Origin of the sequence: Bradyrhizobium sp. A5 (assembly GCF_042076515.1) — a bacterium.
In the GTDB taxonomy this organism is placed as follows: domain Bacteria; phylum Pseudomonadota; class Alphaproteobacteria; order Rhizobiales; family Xanthobacteraceae; genus Bradyrhizobium; species Bradyrhizobium cosmicum.
Genome location: NZ_CP148990.1, coordinates 4,135,456 through 4,153,173 on the forward strand (window position 1 = coordinate 4,135,456; position 17,718 = coordinate 4,153,173).

Consider the following 17,718-nt stretch of genomic DNA (forward strand, 5'->3'; position numbering starts at 1 on the left):
CCAGAAGCGGGTCCTGCGTGATGAGCCGGGCAACCAGCCGCCAGCGGCCACAGCTGTACCTCGGCCCGTTCAGCAATCAACTGTTACAAATCGGAGAGAGCTCGATACGGGAGAGAGAACCGCCGCCAGCTGCTCGGGGAGTGTCAACATCCAGGGGCCGAGGCAACGGTCCTCAGGCGCGAGAATCTGGGAATTCCTGAGCCCGAACGGAACGATAGTGGTTGCGATGCCTCTCCACCAAGCGGCGAAGAATTGCTGCGTATGAAGAATTGTTGCGCATGAGCCAAATCACTTCGCTTCCTTGTTCAACTCGATCGCGACCTCCGACATCCAGGACCCCGGCGCTTCCATTAGGAAGGATTGATGGTTGCTCCTGGTCTGGATCGTCACCAGCGCAGCTACGGTGTTTCCCTCAATTCGCGCCTCGATCAGGCCGTCCCTGTTCGTGCCGTAGACCTTGCCGCCCTGCCGGTATTCGCTCTCGAACCAGTTGCCGGAAAGCTCCGTCCCGCTCTGCTCGATGTTCGCGGACAAGACCATCTTGTACGCATCGCTCGCGCAGCGCAGGTCCAGCGTCAACGACCGTCCAGGCTTGGTGACGTTGTAAGCCACCTTGCAGCGAACCTTCTCGCGTGGGCCGTCCGAGGGCTTCATCGTGCCGATGCCGAACCATGCGCCGGCCAAACCGTCGAACACCGGCTCTGCGCGCAACGGACCTATGCCGACGAGCGCGAGGCAAGCAGCACGAATGCCCATGCGCACCACCGAAAACTTAAAAAGCATTTCGCCGATCCTGATATTAAGTCCACGCACGTCCTTATGCCCGAACAGCCGCGGGATATTGACGAAGATGTTTAGAGATGTTGCAGAGATTGCCTGAACATTGCCGGGATCGACGTATGGATAGCGCGTCAATCTGTGATGAAGCCGATATTGCTGCGACGGGCTCCGGTTGATCCTGTTCGGCCGTAAAGGCGATTGATGCTGCCGATGAGATTGGCTTGCGGATCGCTCGAGCCGACAAAGCCGTCATCCGGGCGCGAGAGCTCTCTGGGGCTCACGGCGCGAACGAGGTAAGGCGTCACGAGAACGACGAGCTCGGTCTGATTGTTGACAAAGTCCTGACTCCTGAAGAGCGCGCCCAGCAGCGGCACCTGCATCAGCCCGGGCAAGCCATTCACGGCTCGCTTTGTCTGGTCCTGAATCAGGCCGGCGATTGCCATGGACCCGCCCGAAGGGATCTCGAGCGTGCTCTCGGCCCGGCGCGTCTTGATGGAGGGGACCGTCAGAGAGTTGGTCGTGTTGTCGCTCACCGCCTGGGACAAGGTGATCGAATTCTCGTTCGAGAGGTCCGACACCTCGGTCATCAAATGCAGGCTGATGCGGCCTTCCGTCAGCACTACCGGCGTGAAGCTCAACGACATTCCGAATTTCTTGAAGCTGATCTGCGTCGTGCACACATGGGTCGTTGGGTCGCAGGAATACCCCGCGGGAACGGGGAACTCACCGCCGGAAACAAAGGTGGCGGCCTCTCCCGATATCGCCGTCAGCGTGGGCTCAGCCAAAGTGCGTACGACCCCCGCCTTCTCCATCGCCCTCAGCGTGGCCGTCGCTCCGCCGGCCGACAGGGACACGTTGTTGCCGTCGACAAGGTTCTTGCCGTAGGCCGTGAAGGGATTCGAGTTCGCCAGGCTGACAACCGACGTACCCGAGCTGAGACTGGTGCTCAGATCGACGCCGAGCTGCTTCACGATCTCGCGTGAAATCTCGGCGACCGTCACCTTCAACATCACCTGGTCACGCCCCCGAACCGTGATCGAGTTCACAACCTTTTCGGCCGCGCCAGTGAGGCGCGCAGCAATATCGTTGGCCTGCTGGGCCTCGATGGGCGTCGCGACGAATCCGGTCAGGATGACCCCATCGCCGACGCCGTCAATCTGGACATTGGCCGCGGGAAGCGCCTGCTTCAGCGCGGCACGAACACCGTTCAGGTCACGCTTGACGGCGATATCGTAGGCGACAATCGATTGGCCGGCGGTATCGAAGAACACCACGTTGGTTTGCCCGACAGCAGCACCGATGATGTAGGCGCGCTGCGCCGATCGAAGCACGACGTTGGCGATCTTGGGGTCGGCGACCAGCACATCCTTCACGTCGCGGGGAAGATCGATCACCATCGATTTGCGCACGCCGAGGGACACAAACCTCGCATCGGAGTGGCCGATCGCGCCTCCTTGTCTCAGGGATCTGGGGTCCGCAGCGTTCGTTCCAGACGACGATCCACATGAAACAATCGCCAGAACGAGCAGTACTAGAAGCCAGTGCCTGGAAGCACGTATCGATAGTCCGGCGCCCGCATACATAGCAATTGTCCTTAACGTCTCATCCGAAGGAGGACTTCACGGATCCTTCGCAGGAGCACGTGGCGGCCAACACGGATTGAACGTCGCAGATCGGGCGTTCGGGCGCCTCCGGCGCAACCGAAACAAAATTGAGGTCACCGACATACGAGCGAAAAGAACGCCCAAATCCCGCCCCAATAATCGATGCGCCCGGAACGTAACCTTCTTTGCGGCCAGGTTCGGGATGGCTTCGCGCAGTCCGTTATCCGGCCGCGCCAGGCACGAACCGGTGGCTTGTAATCAGCCGTGCCTCGCGGCCGCACTGGCTGGCTCTTCGCCACTCTGACGGCACCAGACCGCACTTGCAAAATCGCACGACGCATCCGCTGTCGCGCCGATACGCAACATGGCCAGACCGCGCCCGATGCCATAGACTCTACATTGGACGTGTTGGGAGGCCACCTTGCGCCCGGTCAGCGAAGGCGCTTACTTTTTTGACGAGTATCGTTTTTTTCCCCGGAGGCAATTGCTGCTGCGGGGTCAGGTTCCGGTTCGGGTCGGGGCGCGCGCGCTCGATCTGCTTCAGGTGTTGCTCGAACGGCAGGGTGAACTGGTCAGCAAGGCCGATCTGATCCGGTTCGCATGGCCCGACACATTCGTGCATGAGAGCAATCTGAAAGTGAATATCGCGGCCCTGCGCCGATCACTGCTGCAGGACCAGGCCGATCTTCCCTACATCGTCACCGTTCCCGGCCGCGGCTATCGCTTTGCCGCGCCTGTGCGGTTCGAGACGGCATCTGCCTCGTCGGTAGCGCCCTCCCATGGCGGCGGCGGCTTGGAGCGGCAGCTGCAAGGGTCACACCTGCTGATCGGGCGCGAAGACGATGTCGGCGAAGTCACCAAACGCGTGTGTGATCGCGGCTTTGTCACCATCGTCGGTCCCGCTGGCGTCGGCAAGACGAGCCTCGCCGTCGCAGCCGCGCGGGAGCTGACAGAACGCTTCAATGACGGTGTCTGTTTCGTCGATCTCGCTGCGATCAATGATGCGCAGTTGGTGTGCGCGGCCATCGCGTCCGCCCTGGGATCCGCCGCCGGAGTCATCGATCTGCTCGTCGGGATCGTCGACGCTGTGCGGTCCAAAAACATGCTGCTAATCCTGGACAATTGCGAGCATGTGCTGACGACCTCGGCGCTCGTGGCCGAGCACATGCATCTCGCAGTGCCCGAGATCGGTATCATCGCGACCAGCCGCGAGCCGTTTCGATCGAAGACCGAGAATGTATACCGGCTTGCCCCGCTTCGCTGTCCCTCGGATGAGGCAGGCCTCGACGGACGACAGGCCATGGCGTTCCCGGCGGTCGAGCTGTTCGTCACACGTGCGCAGGAAGCCGCAGGCTATGGTCTGAGCGATTCCGACGTCTCCGTCATCGCCGATATCTGCCGGCGGCTGGATGGAATTCCCCTCGCGATCGAGCTTGCGGCGCCGCGGCTGAAGAGCTGCGATCCAGCTTCCCTGTTACGACATCTTAAAGACAGTTTCGATCTCCTGAACTACGGTCCGCGAACCGCGCCGCTTCGACACCAGGCTCTGCAGGCGACGCTGGACTGGAGTTATCGGCTTTTATCCGAGGCCGAGGCCTCACTGTTGCGTCATCTGTCCGTGTTCGCCGGACTGTTCACGACCGAGGACGTGCTCGGCATCACCAGCGACATCGTCGCGTCGCCGGGCGAGACCGCCGCTTGCCTCGACAACCTCGCATCGAAGTCGCTGGTCTCGCAGACAGTCTCGGGCGGCAAGGCTGCGTACAGACTGCTCGACACGACCAAAACTTATGCCGCAGAGCGGCTGCGTGCGGAAGGTGAACATAGGCGCGCCTGCGAGAGCCATGCCGTCTATATGCTCGACCTGTTCGAACGTGCCGAGGCGGAATGGACGTGGGTGGCACGGGAAGACTGGATGACGACCTACGGCCGGCGCGCCAACGACCTGCGCAACGCGATCGACTGGGCTTTCGGCGCGGATGGCGATGTCGAGACTGGCCTCCGACTATCCGCCGCAGCGATCCCGCTCTGGGATGAACTCTCGTCGGTGGCCGAATGCCGGCAACGCGTGCGCACGGCGCTGGACGCCGCAAAGCTGACGGCTCATCCAGATCTCGAGGTGCGGATGAAGCTGGCGACTGCCCATGCCCGAAGCCTGACTTTCGCCGAACGGCTCGATCCGGAGGCCGAAGGTGCGTGCCGCGAAAGCGTGAGGCTGGCCGAGCTGAAGGGCGATGCGGACTATCAGCTCCGTGCGGTATGGGGCCTTGCGGTCCTCCAGTCATTCGCCGGGCGTCACCGCGACGTTCTGGCGAGCCTCGATCGCTTCGATGCGATCAGCGAGCGCACGAAGGATAGCGCCGCCGCATCCTCCGGCGCGCGGTTTCGCATCATGACGCAGTTTTATCGCGGCGATATCGTCGGCGCCCACGCTTCCCTGAAGCGGCTCGCCAGACAGCACGACAGTCTTGCGGAGCGCACGCGCATATCGCGCTTCCAAGTCGATCCCTACGTGGTGATCCGCGTCTCGCTCGCCTTCGTCGGATGGGTACGCGGAGATACGCTCGAAGCCGTCAAGGCTGCCAGAGCCGCCGTCGACGGCGCCGCCGCAACCGAGCATCTGGTGACACAGTCCAACGCTCTTGCCCTGGCCTCCATTCCCATTGCGATCTGGAGAGGCGATATCGACACGGCCGAGCAGCATCTCAACCTGCTCGACGACAATCTCAACCGGAGGAACCTCGCGAGTTGGGCGCCGCTCAGCCACTTCTTCCGCGCTGTGATAGGGCATCATCGCGGAAGTGCGGATGCGGTCGAGCAGATGCGCGTCGCCGCCAACGAGATCCTCGACAGCAAATTCCTGATCCGCGCGCCGATCTACCTCGGCATGCTCGCGGAAGCGGCGCTGCAGCGCGGCCGGATTGAGCTTGCGCGCGAGAGCATTGCAGCCGCCATAGCGCATGCGGACCAACTCGATGAGACCTGGTGCCAGCCCGAACTGCTACGGGTCCTGGGGTGTATCGAAATTCAGCGCGGCGATCGCGCGCGCGGGGAGCAGGCGCTGATCAGCGCGGTGCAGACAGCCGGAGCGTCAGGCGCCCTTTCCTTCCAGCTCCGCGCCGCGACCGACCTCGCCAATGTCTGGACGGAGAGCGGAGCTGCTTCTGCGGCCGCAGCGATGCTTGATCCAATCTGCCGGCAGTTTGCTCAGGACAGCACCGGCAAGGACGTCGCGAGAGCCCGTCGCCTGCTCGATCGTTTAGAGATCGAGGCCTCATCCGGCCGCGCGTAGTCTCCCTGAATGGACGGAACATGACTGCGTGCCGGCTGTGCTTACCAGGCCGCGCCGGTTCCATATGTCTTGACCGTACGCTTTTACCACATTTAACCGCAGGCCTCTGTTCGCCTCGCTAGATTGTTGCTGCAGGACGATTTGTAAGGATGCCGCGATATGATCGAACTCACCGTAAATGGGACCAGGCATCGAGTCGATGTCGTTCCCGAGATGCCCCTGCTCTGGGTCCTGCGCGACGAGCTCGGCATCACCAGTCCCAAATACGGCTGCGGGATCGCGCAATGTGGGACCTGCACCGTCCAGATCGACGGAATGGCCGTGCGATCCTGTCAGGCGCATATCGGCGAGGTCGCGGGCAAGTCGGTCGTCACGCTCGAAGGCCTGGAGAAAAAGGAGCAGAACCCGGTCATTCAGGCCTGGATCGAACATCAGGTGCCGCAATGCGGCTACTGCCAGACCGGCCAGATCATGCAGGCGATCTCGCTGCTCGATCTGATTTCCAACCCCACGGACGACGAGATCAACCAGGTGATGTCAGGCAACCTCTGCCGTTGCGGCACCTATCCGCGCATCCGCGCCGCGATCCACGCCGCCGCCGCCAAGAAGATGGCGGAGAAGTGAGATGGGCCACATGCAGGACCTCTCCCGCCGCGCCTTCGTTTTCGGCTCCGCGGCCGTCGCCGGGGGCATCGCTTTCGGCGCCTTTGGCACAGCTGAAGCGGCTGCCACCGCCGGTGACAATCCGCTGGTCGCCGGCCTCGGGCCGAACTCAGTGACCTTCAATCCCTGGGTCGAGATCAGCCCGGAGAAAATTACGCTGATCGCCCAGCATGCCGATATCGGCCAGGGTGTCGGCTCGATTCAGCCAATCATGATTGCCGAGGAGATGGACCTCGATCCCGGCCAGTTCGAGATTCGCTTCGCCGGCCCCAGCCCCGCCTATTTCAACACAGGCTTCGCCGACGAGTTCGCGCCGTTCGTGGCTGCGGACCAAAGTCCCGCCGCCGAGGAAGCGCGCGCCAAGACGCTCGAATGGCTCAGGCAGTCCGGCTTGCAGATGACCGGTGGGTCGAGCACGCTGCCGGACACTTATGAAAAGCTGCGCGTGGCGGGCGCCGTCGCACGCGAGACGCTGAAGGCTGCCGCCGCCAAACGCTCGGGTATCGCTGTGGCCGACCTGCGTACCCAATCGAGCCATGTGATCCTGCCCAACGGCACCAGGATCGCCTATGTCGATCTCGCTACCGACGCAGCAAAAATTCCGCCAGTGCTCGATGCCAAGCCGCGCGATCCCTCGAAATGGCGCATGCTGGGCAAGCCGATGGCGCGCCTCGACATTCGCGACAAGGTGATGGGCGAGCTGAAGTTCGGCATCGACATGAAAATGGAAGGCATGGTGTACGCCGCCGTCAAGCTGAACCCCGGCAAGAGCCAGCCCCTGAAGTCATATGACGCCAACAAGGCGCGCACAATGCCGGGCGTCAAGAAGGTCCTCGAACTCAAGACTGGCGTCGCAGTGATCGCGACGAATAGCTGGTATGCGATGAAGGCGGCCGACGCCGTCATCTGCGAGTGGGCACCGTCAGCCTATCCCGCCGAGCAGGCCGATCACTGGAAGGTTCTGGAATCCTCGTTCAAGCCTGAATTCCTCGGCAAGGAGTGGCGCAAGATCGGCGATATCGACGCTGGCTTGAAGACGGGCAAGCTCGTCGAGGCCGAGTATCGCGCGCCTTACGTGGCACATCAGCCGCTCGAGCCGCTGAACGGGATCGGTCTCGTCACCGACAAGGGGATGGAGATCTGGGTCGGTCACCAGAGCCCCCGCTTCGTGCAATATGTCGCGGCAACCGCGATCGGCCTCAAGCCGGAACAGATCACGTTCCACAATCAATGGACCGGTGGAAGTTTTGGCCACCGTCTCGAATATGAGAACGTCCGCGTTCTCGCCGAGATCGCCAATCAAATGAAGGGAACGCCGATCAAGCTGGTGTTCTCGCGCGAGGAGGATTTCCTCCAGGACATTCCGCGGCAGATTGCGATCGCCCGGCATCGAGGCAGCGTCGACAAGAGCAAGATCGTCGCAGCCGATCTGCAACTTGCTTCGACGGCTCCGCTCAAGGGGCTGCTCGAGCGTTCGGGCACCCCTTCGAAGGATCCCGACGGGCAATTGGCCGCCGGTCTGTGGAACGTCTATTACGACATCCCCAATTTCCGGGCCACGAGCTACGAGGCGCAGGGACTTTCGCCGAGCACCACGTGGCGATCGGTCGGCGCCTCGACGTCGGGCTTCTTCACCGAAAGCTTCATCGACGAGCTGATCCATGCGGCCGGGCTCGATCCCATGAAGGCGCGCATCGCGATGTGCACCGTGCCGCACTATCGCAAGGTGCTGGAGACGGTTGCGGAAATGTCGGACTGGAAGGGGCCGCTTGGCAACGGCCGCGGGCGCGGCGTCGCGTTCGTCGAGTCCTTCGGCACTCCGACGGCCGAAGTCGTCGAAGTGACGAAGACGGAGCGAGGCATCCGGATCGACAAGGTCTGGGTCGCCGTCGATGTCGGCAAGGTCATCGACCCCGTCAATTTCGAGAACCAGGTGCAGGGCGGCGTCATCTGGGGGCTTGGCCATGCCATCAATTGCGAGCTCACTTACGCTAAAGGCGCGGTGCAGCAGACCAACTACAACCACCACGAAGCGATGCGGATCTACCAATGCCCGGTAATCGAAGTTCGCGGGCTCGAGAACGATCCCAAGGTGAGAGGCGTCGGCGAGCCGCCCGTCCCTCCTGCGGCACCGGCGCTCGCCAATGCGATTTTCGCGGCGACCGGCCAGCGTATCCGCGAAATGCCCTTCAACAAGTTCATCGAATTCGTGTGAGGCGCGCCATGACGAGGTCTCTGATCGCGGTCATCATCGCCGCTTCATCGATCGCGGTTCTCACCGGGATCGTCGCAGCTAAGGACGAGGCCACCAAGGGGGTGCCACCGCCGGGCAGCGTCAGCCGCGCCGACGGGCTGGAGGCTTGGAAGCGAATCGAAGCGGTGGTGACACATCCGCGCTGCGCGAACTGCCACGTCGATGCCAAGGCGATACCGATATGGACACCGGCAGGCGAAACCAAGCCCCGCGTGCATGGCATGAACATCCATGGTGGAGAGAGCCGCATCGGCGCTGAAAAGCTCGCCTGCTCGACCTGTCACATGACTTCAACCCAAGCGAACGAGCCGGCGCCAGCGCCGCCGCGCGCCGGAATCGACTGGCAGCTCGCCCCGGTGGCTTTCATCTGGTTCGGCAAGAGCGGCGCCGAGATTTGCGCGCAACTGAAAGATCCCAAACGCAATGGCGGTCGCGACGCCGCCGGGCTCGTCGAGCACCTGCGGCACGATGCATCGTTGAATGGCTTCATCCCGCGCGGATGGGCGCCCGGAGCGGGCCGCACGACGCCGCCGGGTACGTTCGAGGATCATGTCAAGGACATGGCTCTGTGGGGAGCTGCCGGACAACCTTGTCCGAACTGATCCTTTGTGTCGCCGCAAGCCGAGCGCTGCTCGGCAGGCTTCAGGTGCCAGAGCCGAAGCGCTACAGCTTGCTCTGAACGCCCATGCGTACCCGCTCGGCAAACCAGACTACAAAGATCGAAGCAAACGACAGACAAAAGAATATGCCTGTCCAAAGCAGTGCGTTTCCCGCGTTTGTCATGACGTCTCTCCCTTTTAAGAGCGAGACGCTTGCAGACAATTGGACGGGTGGTGTTGCGATGGATCAATACGGTCCGAGCGCAATCGGGTCGAAGGCCGACAGCAGCAGCTCGCAGTACAAGCGAGCTACGGCCTGATCGTCATGTTCTCCGGTGGCCCTGCCTTGCGCAGCGGCTCGGCCAGCCGCGCGAACTCGCACAGCAGCGACCTCGTCTTCCTGGGATCGATGATCTCCTCGACCCAGAACTTTTCGGCCGAGCGGAACGGAGAGCGCAGCTTGTTCAGCCGTTCCTCGATCTCCTTCAGCTTGGCGGCCTTGTCCTCGGCCGCATCGATGTCGGCGCGGTAGGCGGCTTCGATGCCGCCTTCGAGCGGCAGCGAGCCCCAATAGGCCGACGGCCAGGCGTAGCGGATCGAGAAGCGGTCGGCGGGCTGATGCACCACGCCGGCGACGCCGAAGGCGTTGCGCAGGATGACCGTGCACCAGGGCACCGTGGTCTGGTTAACCGCGGTCATGACGCGAACGCCGTGGCGGATGGTGCCCGCCTTCTCGGCATCGAGGCCGATCATGAAGCCGGGGCAATCCATGAGATAGACGATCGGCAGATGGAAGGTCTCGGCGAAGTCGACCCAGCGCACCACCTTCTGGCAGGCATCCGCGGTCCATGAGCCGCCATAGTGGAAACTGTCGCTGGCGAGCACCAACACCGCCCTGCCCTCGAGCCGCGCCAGGCCCACGATGAGGGGCTTGCCGAAGTTCTTGGCGACCTCGAAGAACGAGCCCTTGTCCATGACGGACTCGATGATCGGCCGGATCTTGTAGACCTGCTTGCGGTTGCGCGGCACCGCGTTCATCAGCGCTTCTTCGCTCCGCTCGGGGTTGTCGGCGCAGGGCAAAGTCGGCGGCAGCTCGTAGACCGATGACGGCAGATAAGAGAGGAAACGCCGTGCGCAAGCGAACGCCTCTTCTTCCGTGTCGACGGCATGATCGACCGCTCCGGCGCGGGTCTGGATGTCGGCGCCGCCGAGTTCTTCCTTCGTGAGGTCCTGCCCCAGCGCCTTCACCACCGGCGGGCCCGCGACGAACATCGCGGATTTCCTTGTCATGATGGAATAATGGCTGGCGGCCAGACGCGCGGCGCCAAGGCCCGCGACCGAGCCGAGGCCGAGCGCCACCACCGGAACGCGCGACAGGTTTTCTGTCGTGAAGCGATACCAGCGCGTGCCGCCGATGCCCCCCGGCAGATTCGCCGCGCCCTTGGTTTCGATGGTTTTGACCGAGCCGCCGCCGCCGGAACCTTCGATGATGCGGATGATGGGCAGGCGGAAATCGTGCGCCATCTCCTCCGCCATCAGCGGCTTGGCCGAGATCGACGCATCCGCCGAGCCGCCGCGCACGGTAAAATCGTCGCCGACCACGACCACCGTGCGGCCGTCGACGCGCCCGCGGCCGAACACGCAGTTCGCCGGCGTCAGTTTCTGCAACTCGCCGCTGGAATCGTATTCACCGATGCCGGAGACGGCACCGATCTCGTGAAAGCTGCCTCTGTCAGTCAGCTTGTCGATACGCTCCCGAACAGTCAGTCGGCCCTGGTCATGCTGACGCTTGACCTTGTCAACGCCGCCCATCTCCCGCGCGAAGGCTTCGCGCCGGGCGAGCTCGTCGAGTTCCGGCTTCCAGTTCATTCACTCCCTCCGAATTGATCGGCTTGTTATTGTTATGCACGGCCATTGCGACCGGTTTGCGCGGGATACGGGCGTTGAAGACGTCGCCCTCCGCGCCTTCCATCAGGCTGCCGAGCGAGCGGCCGAGCGCGACCATCAGCGGTGCGACTTCGGCATGCAGACGCTGCTCGTCATACATCGCCGCCAGAAGGCCGATCGTGATGACCACGAAGGTCTGGTACTGCGGCGACCAGATCGGCACCGCGAGCCCGTTGATGTGCGGGCTCCACAGGCCGCAGGCCACGACATAGCCCCGCTCGCGCAGCGACTGCCGGTTAGCCTCGATACGGGGCCGCAGGATTTTTGCGGCCTCGGGCGCATCCCGCTCCATGTCGTTGATGAAGGCATCGCCGACTTCCGGCGACAAAGCAGCCGTGTAGGCCGCGCCCGCCGCGGTCGAGGCCATCGAAATGCGGCTGCCGGTGCCCTCGTGCAGGCCGAGCGCGGCGGCCGAGCGCGCGAACTGGAGATAGACGAGATGAAGCCGATCCGGCACGACGAAGCCGACCGTACCAGGCAATTGCTCGGCGACTTCCTGGAGCCGCTGGCGGATCATGCTGCGGAGCTGCGCGCCCTTCATCATCGAGGCGCTCATCGCCACCGCACTCGGGCCGATGCGATACTTCTGGTCGCGCGGCAGATAGACGAGCTGCCCCATCCGCGTCAGCGTGTGCGTGAGCCGCGACACCGTCGAACGCGGCAGACCGCACCGATTTGAAATCTCGAGATTGCCGAGGCGAGCCTCGTGGCCCTCGAAGCATCGCAACACGTCGAACGCGCGCGACACCACCTGGATGACATCCCCCTCGCCGGCGTCGCCAGCGAGTGCACCTTGCCTACTCAACCGCTCCGAACGTCGTCCCATGTTCCCTACCAATTGTTCCGCTGTGCGGAATTAAATTCCACTTGCAGACGACGCTACCTCAGGCATTTTGCAACGACAACAAAAAGGCGATGGCATGCCAGAAATTAAGATCGTCACAGAGATCGCGGGTCGCATCTGCGCAACTCTCGTGCAAGTTGGAGGAACCGTTGCGGATGGCGATGAAATTGTAGTCGTCGAAGCGATGAAGATGGAGATCCCTGTGCCGTCGCCCGCGAGCGGCACGATCACATCGCTGCTGGTCAAGCTCGACGACGTCGTGGCCGAGGGACAGGCGATCGCGATGATCGCGAACTGACTGCATTCTCCGTCATTTCCGCGACAATCTGTCTGCTTCATTGCTGCGTTCCCGGTACGACGTTGCCATCGCTCGATCGCGGTGACATGATCGACTCAAATAAAAAACCGTTTCAAACAAAGAACGAAAATCTTCGCGGCAAAAGCGGGGATCGTGGAGGGAAACATGCTTCGTGGGCTGATCATGCTCGCGCCTGCCTTGGTTGCGGGCGCTTCTTTTGTGTCTACACGCTATGCATTCGCCGATGACATCAAGCTGCCGGCGACATTGACGTTCACCGCCTATGACACCGGCACCGCCGGCTTCAACATCGCGGTCGGCGTCGGCAAGATGATGAAGGACAAATACAGCACCGACGTGCGCGTGCTGCCGGCAGGCAACGACGTCGCGCGTCTTGCGCCACTGCGCGCCAAGCGCGCGGCGGCATCCGCAATGGGATCGGGCACCTATTTCGCGCAGGAAGGCGTGTTCGAGTTCGGCTCCAGGGAATGGGGGCCGCAGCCGCTTCAGATCATGCTCTCGTCCGTCGACTGCAATTGCGGCACGCTCGGCGTCGCCGCTGATGCCGGCGTGAAGGAGCTGAAGGACCTCAAAGGCAAGCGCGTCGGATTCGTGGTCGGCTCGCCCGCGCTGAACCAGAATTCGCTGGCGGTGCTCGCCTTCGCGGGGCTGACGCAGAAGGACGTCAAGGTCGTCGAATTCGCCAGCTACGGCGCGATGTGGAAAGGCCTGATCAACAACGACACAGATGCGGCCTTCGGCACCACCATCACCGGCCCCGCCAAGGAAGCCGAGACCTCGCCGCGCGGCCTGATCTGGCCGCCGCTGCCCGCCAAGGACAAGGAAGGCTGGGCGCGGATGCAGAAGGTCGGCTCGTTCTTCTTCCCGCAGACGGCCACCTGCGGCGCCGGCATCACGCCGGACAAGCCGATCGAGCTCGGCAACTACCCCTACCCGATCTTCGTCGCCTATGCCTCGCAGCCGGCCGACCAGGTCTATGCGATGACCAAGGCGATGATCGTCAACTACGATGCGTACAAAGACTCCGCGCCCGGTGCCGGCGGCCTCGCCGCCGACCGGCAGACCAAGAACTGGGTGGTGCCCGTCCATGCCGGCGCGGTGAAGGCGCTGAAAGAAGCCGGACAATGGAGTGATGCGCAGGAGGCGCACAACAACAAACTGTTCAAGCGCCAGGACGTGCTCGGCGCGGCGTGGGCCGATTACGGCAAGTCCAACCCGCCTGCGGATGACAAGGCGTTCCTCGAAGGCTGGATGAAGGCGCGCGCCGCGGCGCTGGCCAGGGCCGACATGCCGAACGGGTTCGACGAATAATCGTCACCAGCTAACGGCCCACGCGCGGAGTCGATCATGTCGTCAATTTCTTCCGGCCCGCAGGACGAGGCCAAGCGGATCGTGTTCGACGATCCGCATGGCGCCGCCGGCAACATGCAGGAGGCCGAGGTCACGCGCGTCCGCACGCTTCGCGGTGCATGGCGCTGGACACTGGTGGCCGCGACCGCGGCGACGATCCTGCTCTGCATCAATCAGCAATTCTCGCTGCGCTTCTTCATTGGCTACACCCAGCTCAACACCGAGTATTTCTATCTCCTGATTGCGCTGATGCTGCCGTTCACGTTCCTGATTTTTCCGGGCACAGAGCGCGCGCCGCTCGACCGCATTCCCTGGTATGACCTTCTCTTCTTCGTCGTGACGTTCACCGCCGCCCTGATGTTGATGTCGAACGTGCGCAAGGCCGCGGAAGCCGGCTGGGAATTCGGCGGCGCGCCCAACAATGTGATCGCGGCGGGCCTCGTGATGTGGGCGATGCTGATGGAGGCACTGCGGCGCACCGGCGGCTGGAGCCTGCTGCTCAGCGTCTTTCCCTTCACCGTCTATCCGCTGTTCGCGGAGGCCGGCTGGCTCGGGCCGTTCCGCGGCACGCAGTCGACGCTCGAACAAGCAACCGCCTACCACGTACTGTCGGGCGAGAGCCTGCTCGGCATTCCCATCCAGGCCTTCGCCGACACCGTGATCGGCTTCCTGGTGTTCGGCACCGCGCTGATGATGACCGGCGCCGGAAAGTTCTTCATCAACCTCGCCTTCGCGATGTGCGGCACGTTCCGCGGTGGTGCGGCGAAGGTCTGCATCTTCGCCAGCGGCCTGCTCGGCATGATGTCGGGCTCGATCATCTCCAACGTGCTCACCGCCGGCACCATGACCATCCCGGTAATGAAGAAGAGCGGTTTTCGCGCGTCCTATGCCGGAGCGATCGAGGCCTGTGCCTCCACCGGCGCGGTGCTGGCGCCGCCGGTGATGGGTGCGACCGCCTTCGTAATCGCCCAGTTCCTCAACGTCAGCTATGCCGACGTCGCGATCGCCGCGATCATTCCAGCGACGCTCTATTACATCGGCCTGTTCATGCAGGTCGACTCCTACGCCGCGCGCCACGGGCTGAAAGGCATTCCGCGCGCCGAGCTGCCGCGGATCATGGATACGATCAAGGACGGCTGGTACTACGTGTTCGTCATCGCGCTGCTGGTCGTGATGCTGCTCTACTTCAAGCGCGAGAGCCACGCGCCGTTCTATGCGACCGCGCTGCTGCTCGTGCTCAACCAGCTCTTCTCGAAGGACACGCGCTGGACGCTGGCGACGATCGGCAAGTTCCTCGAAGTCAACGGGCGCACCTTCGTGGAACTGGTCGGCATCCTCGCCGGCTGCGGCCTCCTGATCGGCGCCTTCTCGATGACCGGCGTGGTGTCGAGCCTCGCCAACGACCTCCTCCACATTGCCGGCGACAATCCGTTCCTGCTGCTCGGCATGTGCGCCCTCACGAGCCTCATTCTCGGCCTGGGGCTGACGACGACGGCCTGCTACATCTTCCTCGCCATTCTGGTCGCGCCCGCGCTGGAGAAGCTCGGACTCAACAAGATGGCCGTACACATGTTCATCTTCTACTGGGGCATGCTGTCCTCGATCACGCCGCCGGTCGCCATCGCCTCTTTCGCAGCCGCCGGCATCGCCGGCTCGCCGGCGATGAAGACGGGCTGGGAATCGATGTGGGTCGGAAGCATCATCTACTTCATCCCCTTCTTCTTCGTGCTCAATCCTGCGCTGGTGCTGCAAGGACCGAGCCCCTATCTCGAAGGTCTGGGCCTGATGGCGCTCGCCGCGTTCGGGACGCTGTTCATCTGCGGTGGCATCCAGGGCTATCAGCCGTTCGTCGGCGACCTCCGCGGCGCGTGCCTGATGGAGTGGCCATTGCGGGTGCTGCTGGTGATCGGCGGCTTCGTGGTGGCAACCCCGGGCGGCGGGATCATGCCGCTGTCGCAGATGCAGGTGACGATGCTCGGTCTCGGCATCCTCATGCCCACGGTCCTGGTCGCGCTCCTGCTGGTCCGACGGCAAAACTCGATTCCGGACGGGTTGCGCGTACCCTGATTGCGTTGCACAAGAGAGGCGATGACACCGCCTCCCGCCAACGCCTGGGCCCGTTCGAAACCGCCTCTGCTGCGGTTTCTCGACACCTGCCTCAACGAATTCTCGGCGGAGACCTCAGGCCACGTCGCCGACTACATTCCCGAGCTGGGCAAAGCCGACCCTGCCTATTTTGGCATCAGCCTCGCCACGCTCGACGGCCATGTCTACGAGGTCGGCGACTCCAGGGTGCCCTTCACCATCCAGTCGATGTCAAAGCCGTTCGTGTTCGCGTTGGCGCTGGATCTCCTGGGCGCCGGCCGGGTCGAAAGCGCGATCGGCGTCGAGCCTTCGGGCGATCCCTTCAACTCGATCCGGCTCAATTCCGACAACCATCCGTTCAACCCGATGGTCAATGCCGGTGCGATCGCCTGCACCGGGCTGATCTATGACAGCAAGGGCGCGGACGCCTTCGAGCAGATCCGGCTCGCGCTCAGCCGCTTTGCGGGGCGCGACCTCGCCGTTGACGAGGCCGTCTACGCATCCGAAAGCCAGACCGGCGACCGCAACCGCGCCATCGGCTATCTGCTCAAGACCAATGCGGTAATCTCGGACAATGTCGCCGGCGTGCTCGACGTCTATTTCCGGCAATGCGCGGTGCTGGTCACGGCGCGCGACATCGCCGTGATGGCGGCGACGCTTGCCAACCGCGGCATCAATCCGGTCACCGGCGAGCAGGTGCTGAGCGCTTACGCGATCTCGCGTACGCTGTCGGTGATGACGTCATCAGGCATGTACGACTATGCCGGCGAATGGATCTACCGGATCGGCATCCCCGCCAAGAGCGGGGTCGGCGGCGGCATCCTGGCGGCGCTGCCCGCCCGCCTCGGCCTCGGCAGCTATTCGCCGAAGCTCGACAAGCACGGCAACAGCGTGCGCGGCATCAAGGTCTGCGAGGCGCTGTCTTCGCATTACGACCTGCACATGCTCAACCGCAGCGACGACGCGCGCAACGCCGTCATCGCCGACTACGACATCGGCAAGAGCCCGTCCCGCCGCGTCCGCCGTCCACAGGAGCGCGAGATCCTGGCCGCGCATGAGCAGGAGGTGCGAGTCATCGAGCTGGTCGGGACGCTGTCGCTGTCGGCGGTCGACTACGTCTCCCGCCGGCTCGCCGGACGGCCCCGGCCCCAATTCGTGATCTTCGATCTGCATCGTGTCACCTCGACCACGCGCGCCGGTGCGCGGCTCGTGGCCGAGGCGTTCGAGGAGCTCGCCGCGCTGAACGTGACGGTGGTGCTGTCAGGCGTCAGGCGCACTTCCAAGGAATGGGACACGTTGCGGGAATGGACGGCGGAGCTGAAGAACGTCCGCGACTTCTACCTGCTCGACACCGCGATCGAATGGGCCGAAGACCAGATCGTCTACCGCTATGGCGGTTCGATCGACTTCCACGAGACCACCGAGCTTGCCGAGCAGCCGCTGCTCGAAGGCCTCAGCGAGGAAGAGCTGACCGACCTCACATCGATCTGCAGCATCCGGACCTATCAATCCGGCGCGAAGATCCTCACCACCGGAGATCCCGCCGACTCCCTGTTCTTCCTGCGCAGCGGCGCCGTGCATGTCACCCTGCCCGACGGCGTGCGGCTGGCGACGCTCACCGCCGGCATGGCGTTCGGCGAGATGGCGCTGATCGAGCAGACGCGCTCCGCCGACGTCTTCGCCGACATGGCGGCGACCGCGTTCGAGGTCCCCCTGAAGGACTTCGAACGCTTCCGCAAGCAGCACCCGCGCGCCAGCGAGCGTGTCATGCGGAACCTGGCGCTGCTGCTGGCCGACCGCCTGATCGTTGCCAACGCCAAGGTGGATATCCTGACGTCGACGTGAGTGTACGACCCTCATGGTGAGGAGCGCGAAGCGCGTCTCGAACCATGAAGGCCCGCATCTCGCCAGCATCCATCCTTCGAGACGCCCGCTTTGCGGGCTCCTCAGGATGAGGATCGCGTGCGCGGATGGCGCAGTC

The 17,718-nt window shown here is 63.5% G+C and carries 12 protein-coding genes; 8 read left to right on the top strand and 4 right to left on the bottom strand.

What is annotated here, in order from left to right; all coding sequences use genetic code 11:
• Positions 1 to 288: 288 nt before the first annotated feature.
• Both WHZ77_RS19985 and WHZ77_RS19990 read right to left on the bottom strand, forming a co-directional pair.
• The gene (locus WHZ77_RS19985; RefSeq protein WP_375309502.1) at positions 289 to 915 is read right to left on the bottom strand and encodes a hypothetical protein; all 627 of its coding nucleotides are present in this window, start codon (positions 913 to 915) and stop codon (positions 289 to 291) included.
• Positions 912 to 2,363 (bottom strand): type II and III secretion system protein family protein, encoded by a 1,452-nt coding sequence (locus WHZ77_RS19990; RefSeq protein WP_375309503.1) that lies wholly within the window; start codon positions 2,361 to 2,363, stop codon positions 912 to 914. Before WHZ77_RS19990 ends, WHZ77_RS19985 begins: the two co-directional genes overlap by 4 nt.
• A 442-nt stretch (positions 2,364 to 2,805) precedes the next feature.
• Here WHZ77_RS19990 and WHZ77_RS19995 point away from each other — a divergent pair, with 442 nt between their 5' ends.
• The 4 genes from WHZ77_RS19995 to WHZ77_RS20010 all read left to right on the top strand — a co-directional run bounded on the left by WHZ77_RS19995 (position 2,806) and on the right by WHZ77_RS20010 (position 9,195).
• A complete protein-coding gene (locus WHZ77_RS19995; RefSeq protein WP_375309504.1) occupies positions 2,806 to 5,676 on the top strand; it encodes a winged helix-turn-helix domain-containing protein in 2,871 nt (956 codons plus the stop codon).
• Between the two features lie 159 nt (positions 5,677 to 5,835).
• Entirely contained in the window at positions 5,836 to 6,300 is a 465-nt protein-coding gene (locus tag WHZ77_RS20000) for a (2Fe-2S)-binding protein (protein ID WP_375309505.1), read from the top strand.
• Between the two features lies 1 nt (position 6,301).
• A complete protein-coding gene (locus tag WHZ77_RS20005; RefSeq protein WP_375309506.1) occupies positions 6,302 to 8,554 on the top strand; it encodes a xanthine dehydrogenase family protein molybdopterin-binding subunit in 2,253 nt (750 codons plus the stop codon).
• 8 nt (positions 8,555 to 8,562) lie between these two features.
• The gene (locus tag WHZ77_RS20010) at positions 8,563 to 9,195 is read left to right on the top strand and encodes a hypothetical protein (protein WP_375309507.1); all 633 of its coding nucleotides are present in this window, start codon (positions 8,563 to 8,565) and stop codon (positions 9,193 to 9,195) included.
• Positions 9,196 to 9,501: 306 nt separating this feature from the next.
• Here WHZ77_RS20010 and WHZ77_RS20015 read toward each other — a convergent pair whose 3' ends face one another.
• Together WHZ77_RS20015 and WHZ77_RS20020 are read right to left on the bottom strand one after the other, a co-directional pair.
• Positions 9,502 to 11,061 (bottom strand): acyl-CoA carboxylase subunit beta, encoded by a 1,560-nt coding sequence (locus WHZ77_RS20015; protein ID WP_375309508.1) that lies wholly within the window; start codon positions 11,059 to 11,061, stop codon positions 9,502 to 9,504.
• Complete coding sequence (locus WHZ77_RS20020) at positions 10,991 to 11,965, bottom strand: IclR family transcriptional regulator (RefSeq protein WP_375309509.1); 975 nt, start codon at positions 11,963 to 11,965, stop codon at positions 10,991 to 10,993. The genes WHZ77_RS20015 and WHZ77_RS20020 overlap by 71 nt, the downstream gene beginning before the upstream one ends.
• Positions 11,966 to 12,059: 94 nt before the next feature.
• Between WHZ77_RS20020 and WHZ77_RS20025 the strand changes: the two genes are divergently transcribed.
• The 4 genes from WHZ77_RS20025 (at position 12,060) to glsA (ending at position 17,582) form a co-directional block, all read left to right on the top strand.
• A complete protein-coding gene (locus WHZ77_RS20025) occupies positions 12,060 to 12,281 on the top strand; it encodes an acetyl-CoA carboxylase biotin carboxyl carrier protein subunit (RefSeq protein WP_375309510.1) in 222 nt (73 codons plus the stop codon).
• 165 nt (positions 12,282 to 12,446) lie between these two features.
• Positions 12,447 to 13,613 carry a TAXI family TRAP transporter solute-binding subunit gene (locus WHZ77_RS20030; protein WP_375309511.1) on the top strand — a complete coding sequence of 389 codons (1,167 nt, stop codon included), beginning with the start codon at positions 12,447 to 12,449 and terminating at the stop codon, positions 13,611 to 13,613.
• A 36-nt stretch (positions 13,614 to 13,649) separates the two neighbouring features.
• Positions 13,650 to 15,719, top strand: a complete 2,070-nt coding sequence (locus WHZ77_RS20035; protein ID WP_375309512.1) for a TRAP transporter permease — start codon at positions 13,650 to 13,652, stop codon at positions 15,717 to 15,719.
• Positions 15,720 to 15,740: 21 nt separating this feature from the next.
• Positions 15,741 to 17,582 carry a glutaminase A gene (gene glsA, locus WHZ77_RS20040; RefSeq protein ID WP_375309513.1) on the top strand — a complete coding sequence of 614 codons (1,842 nt, stop codon included), beginning with the start codon at positions 15,741 to 15,743 and terminating at the stop codon, positions 17,580 to 17,582.
• Positions 17,583 to 17,718 lie beyond the last annotated feature (136 nt).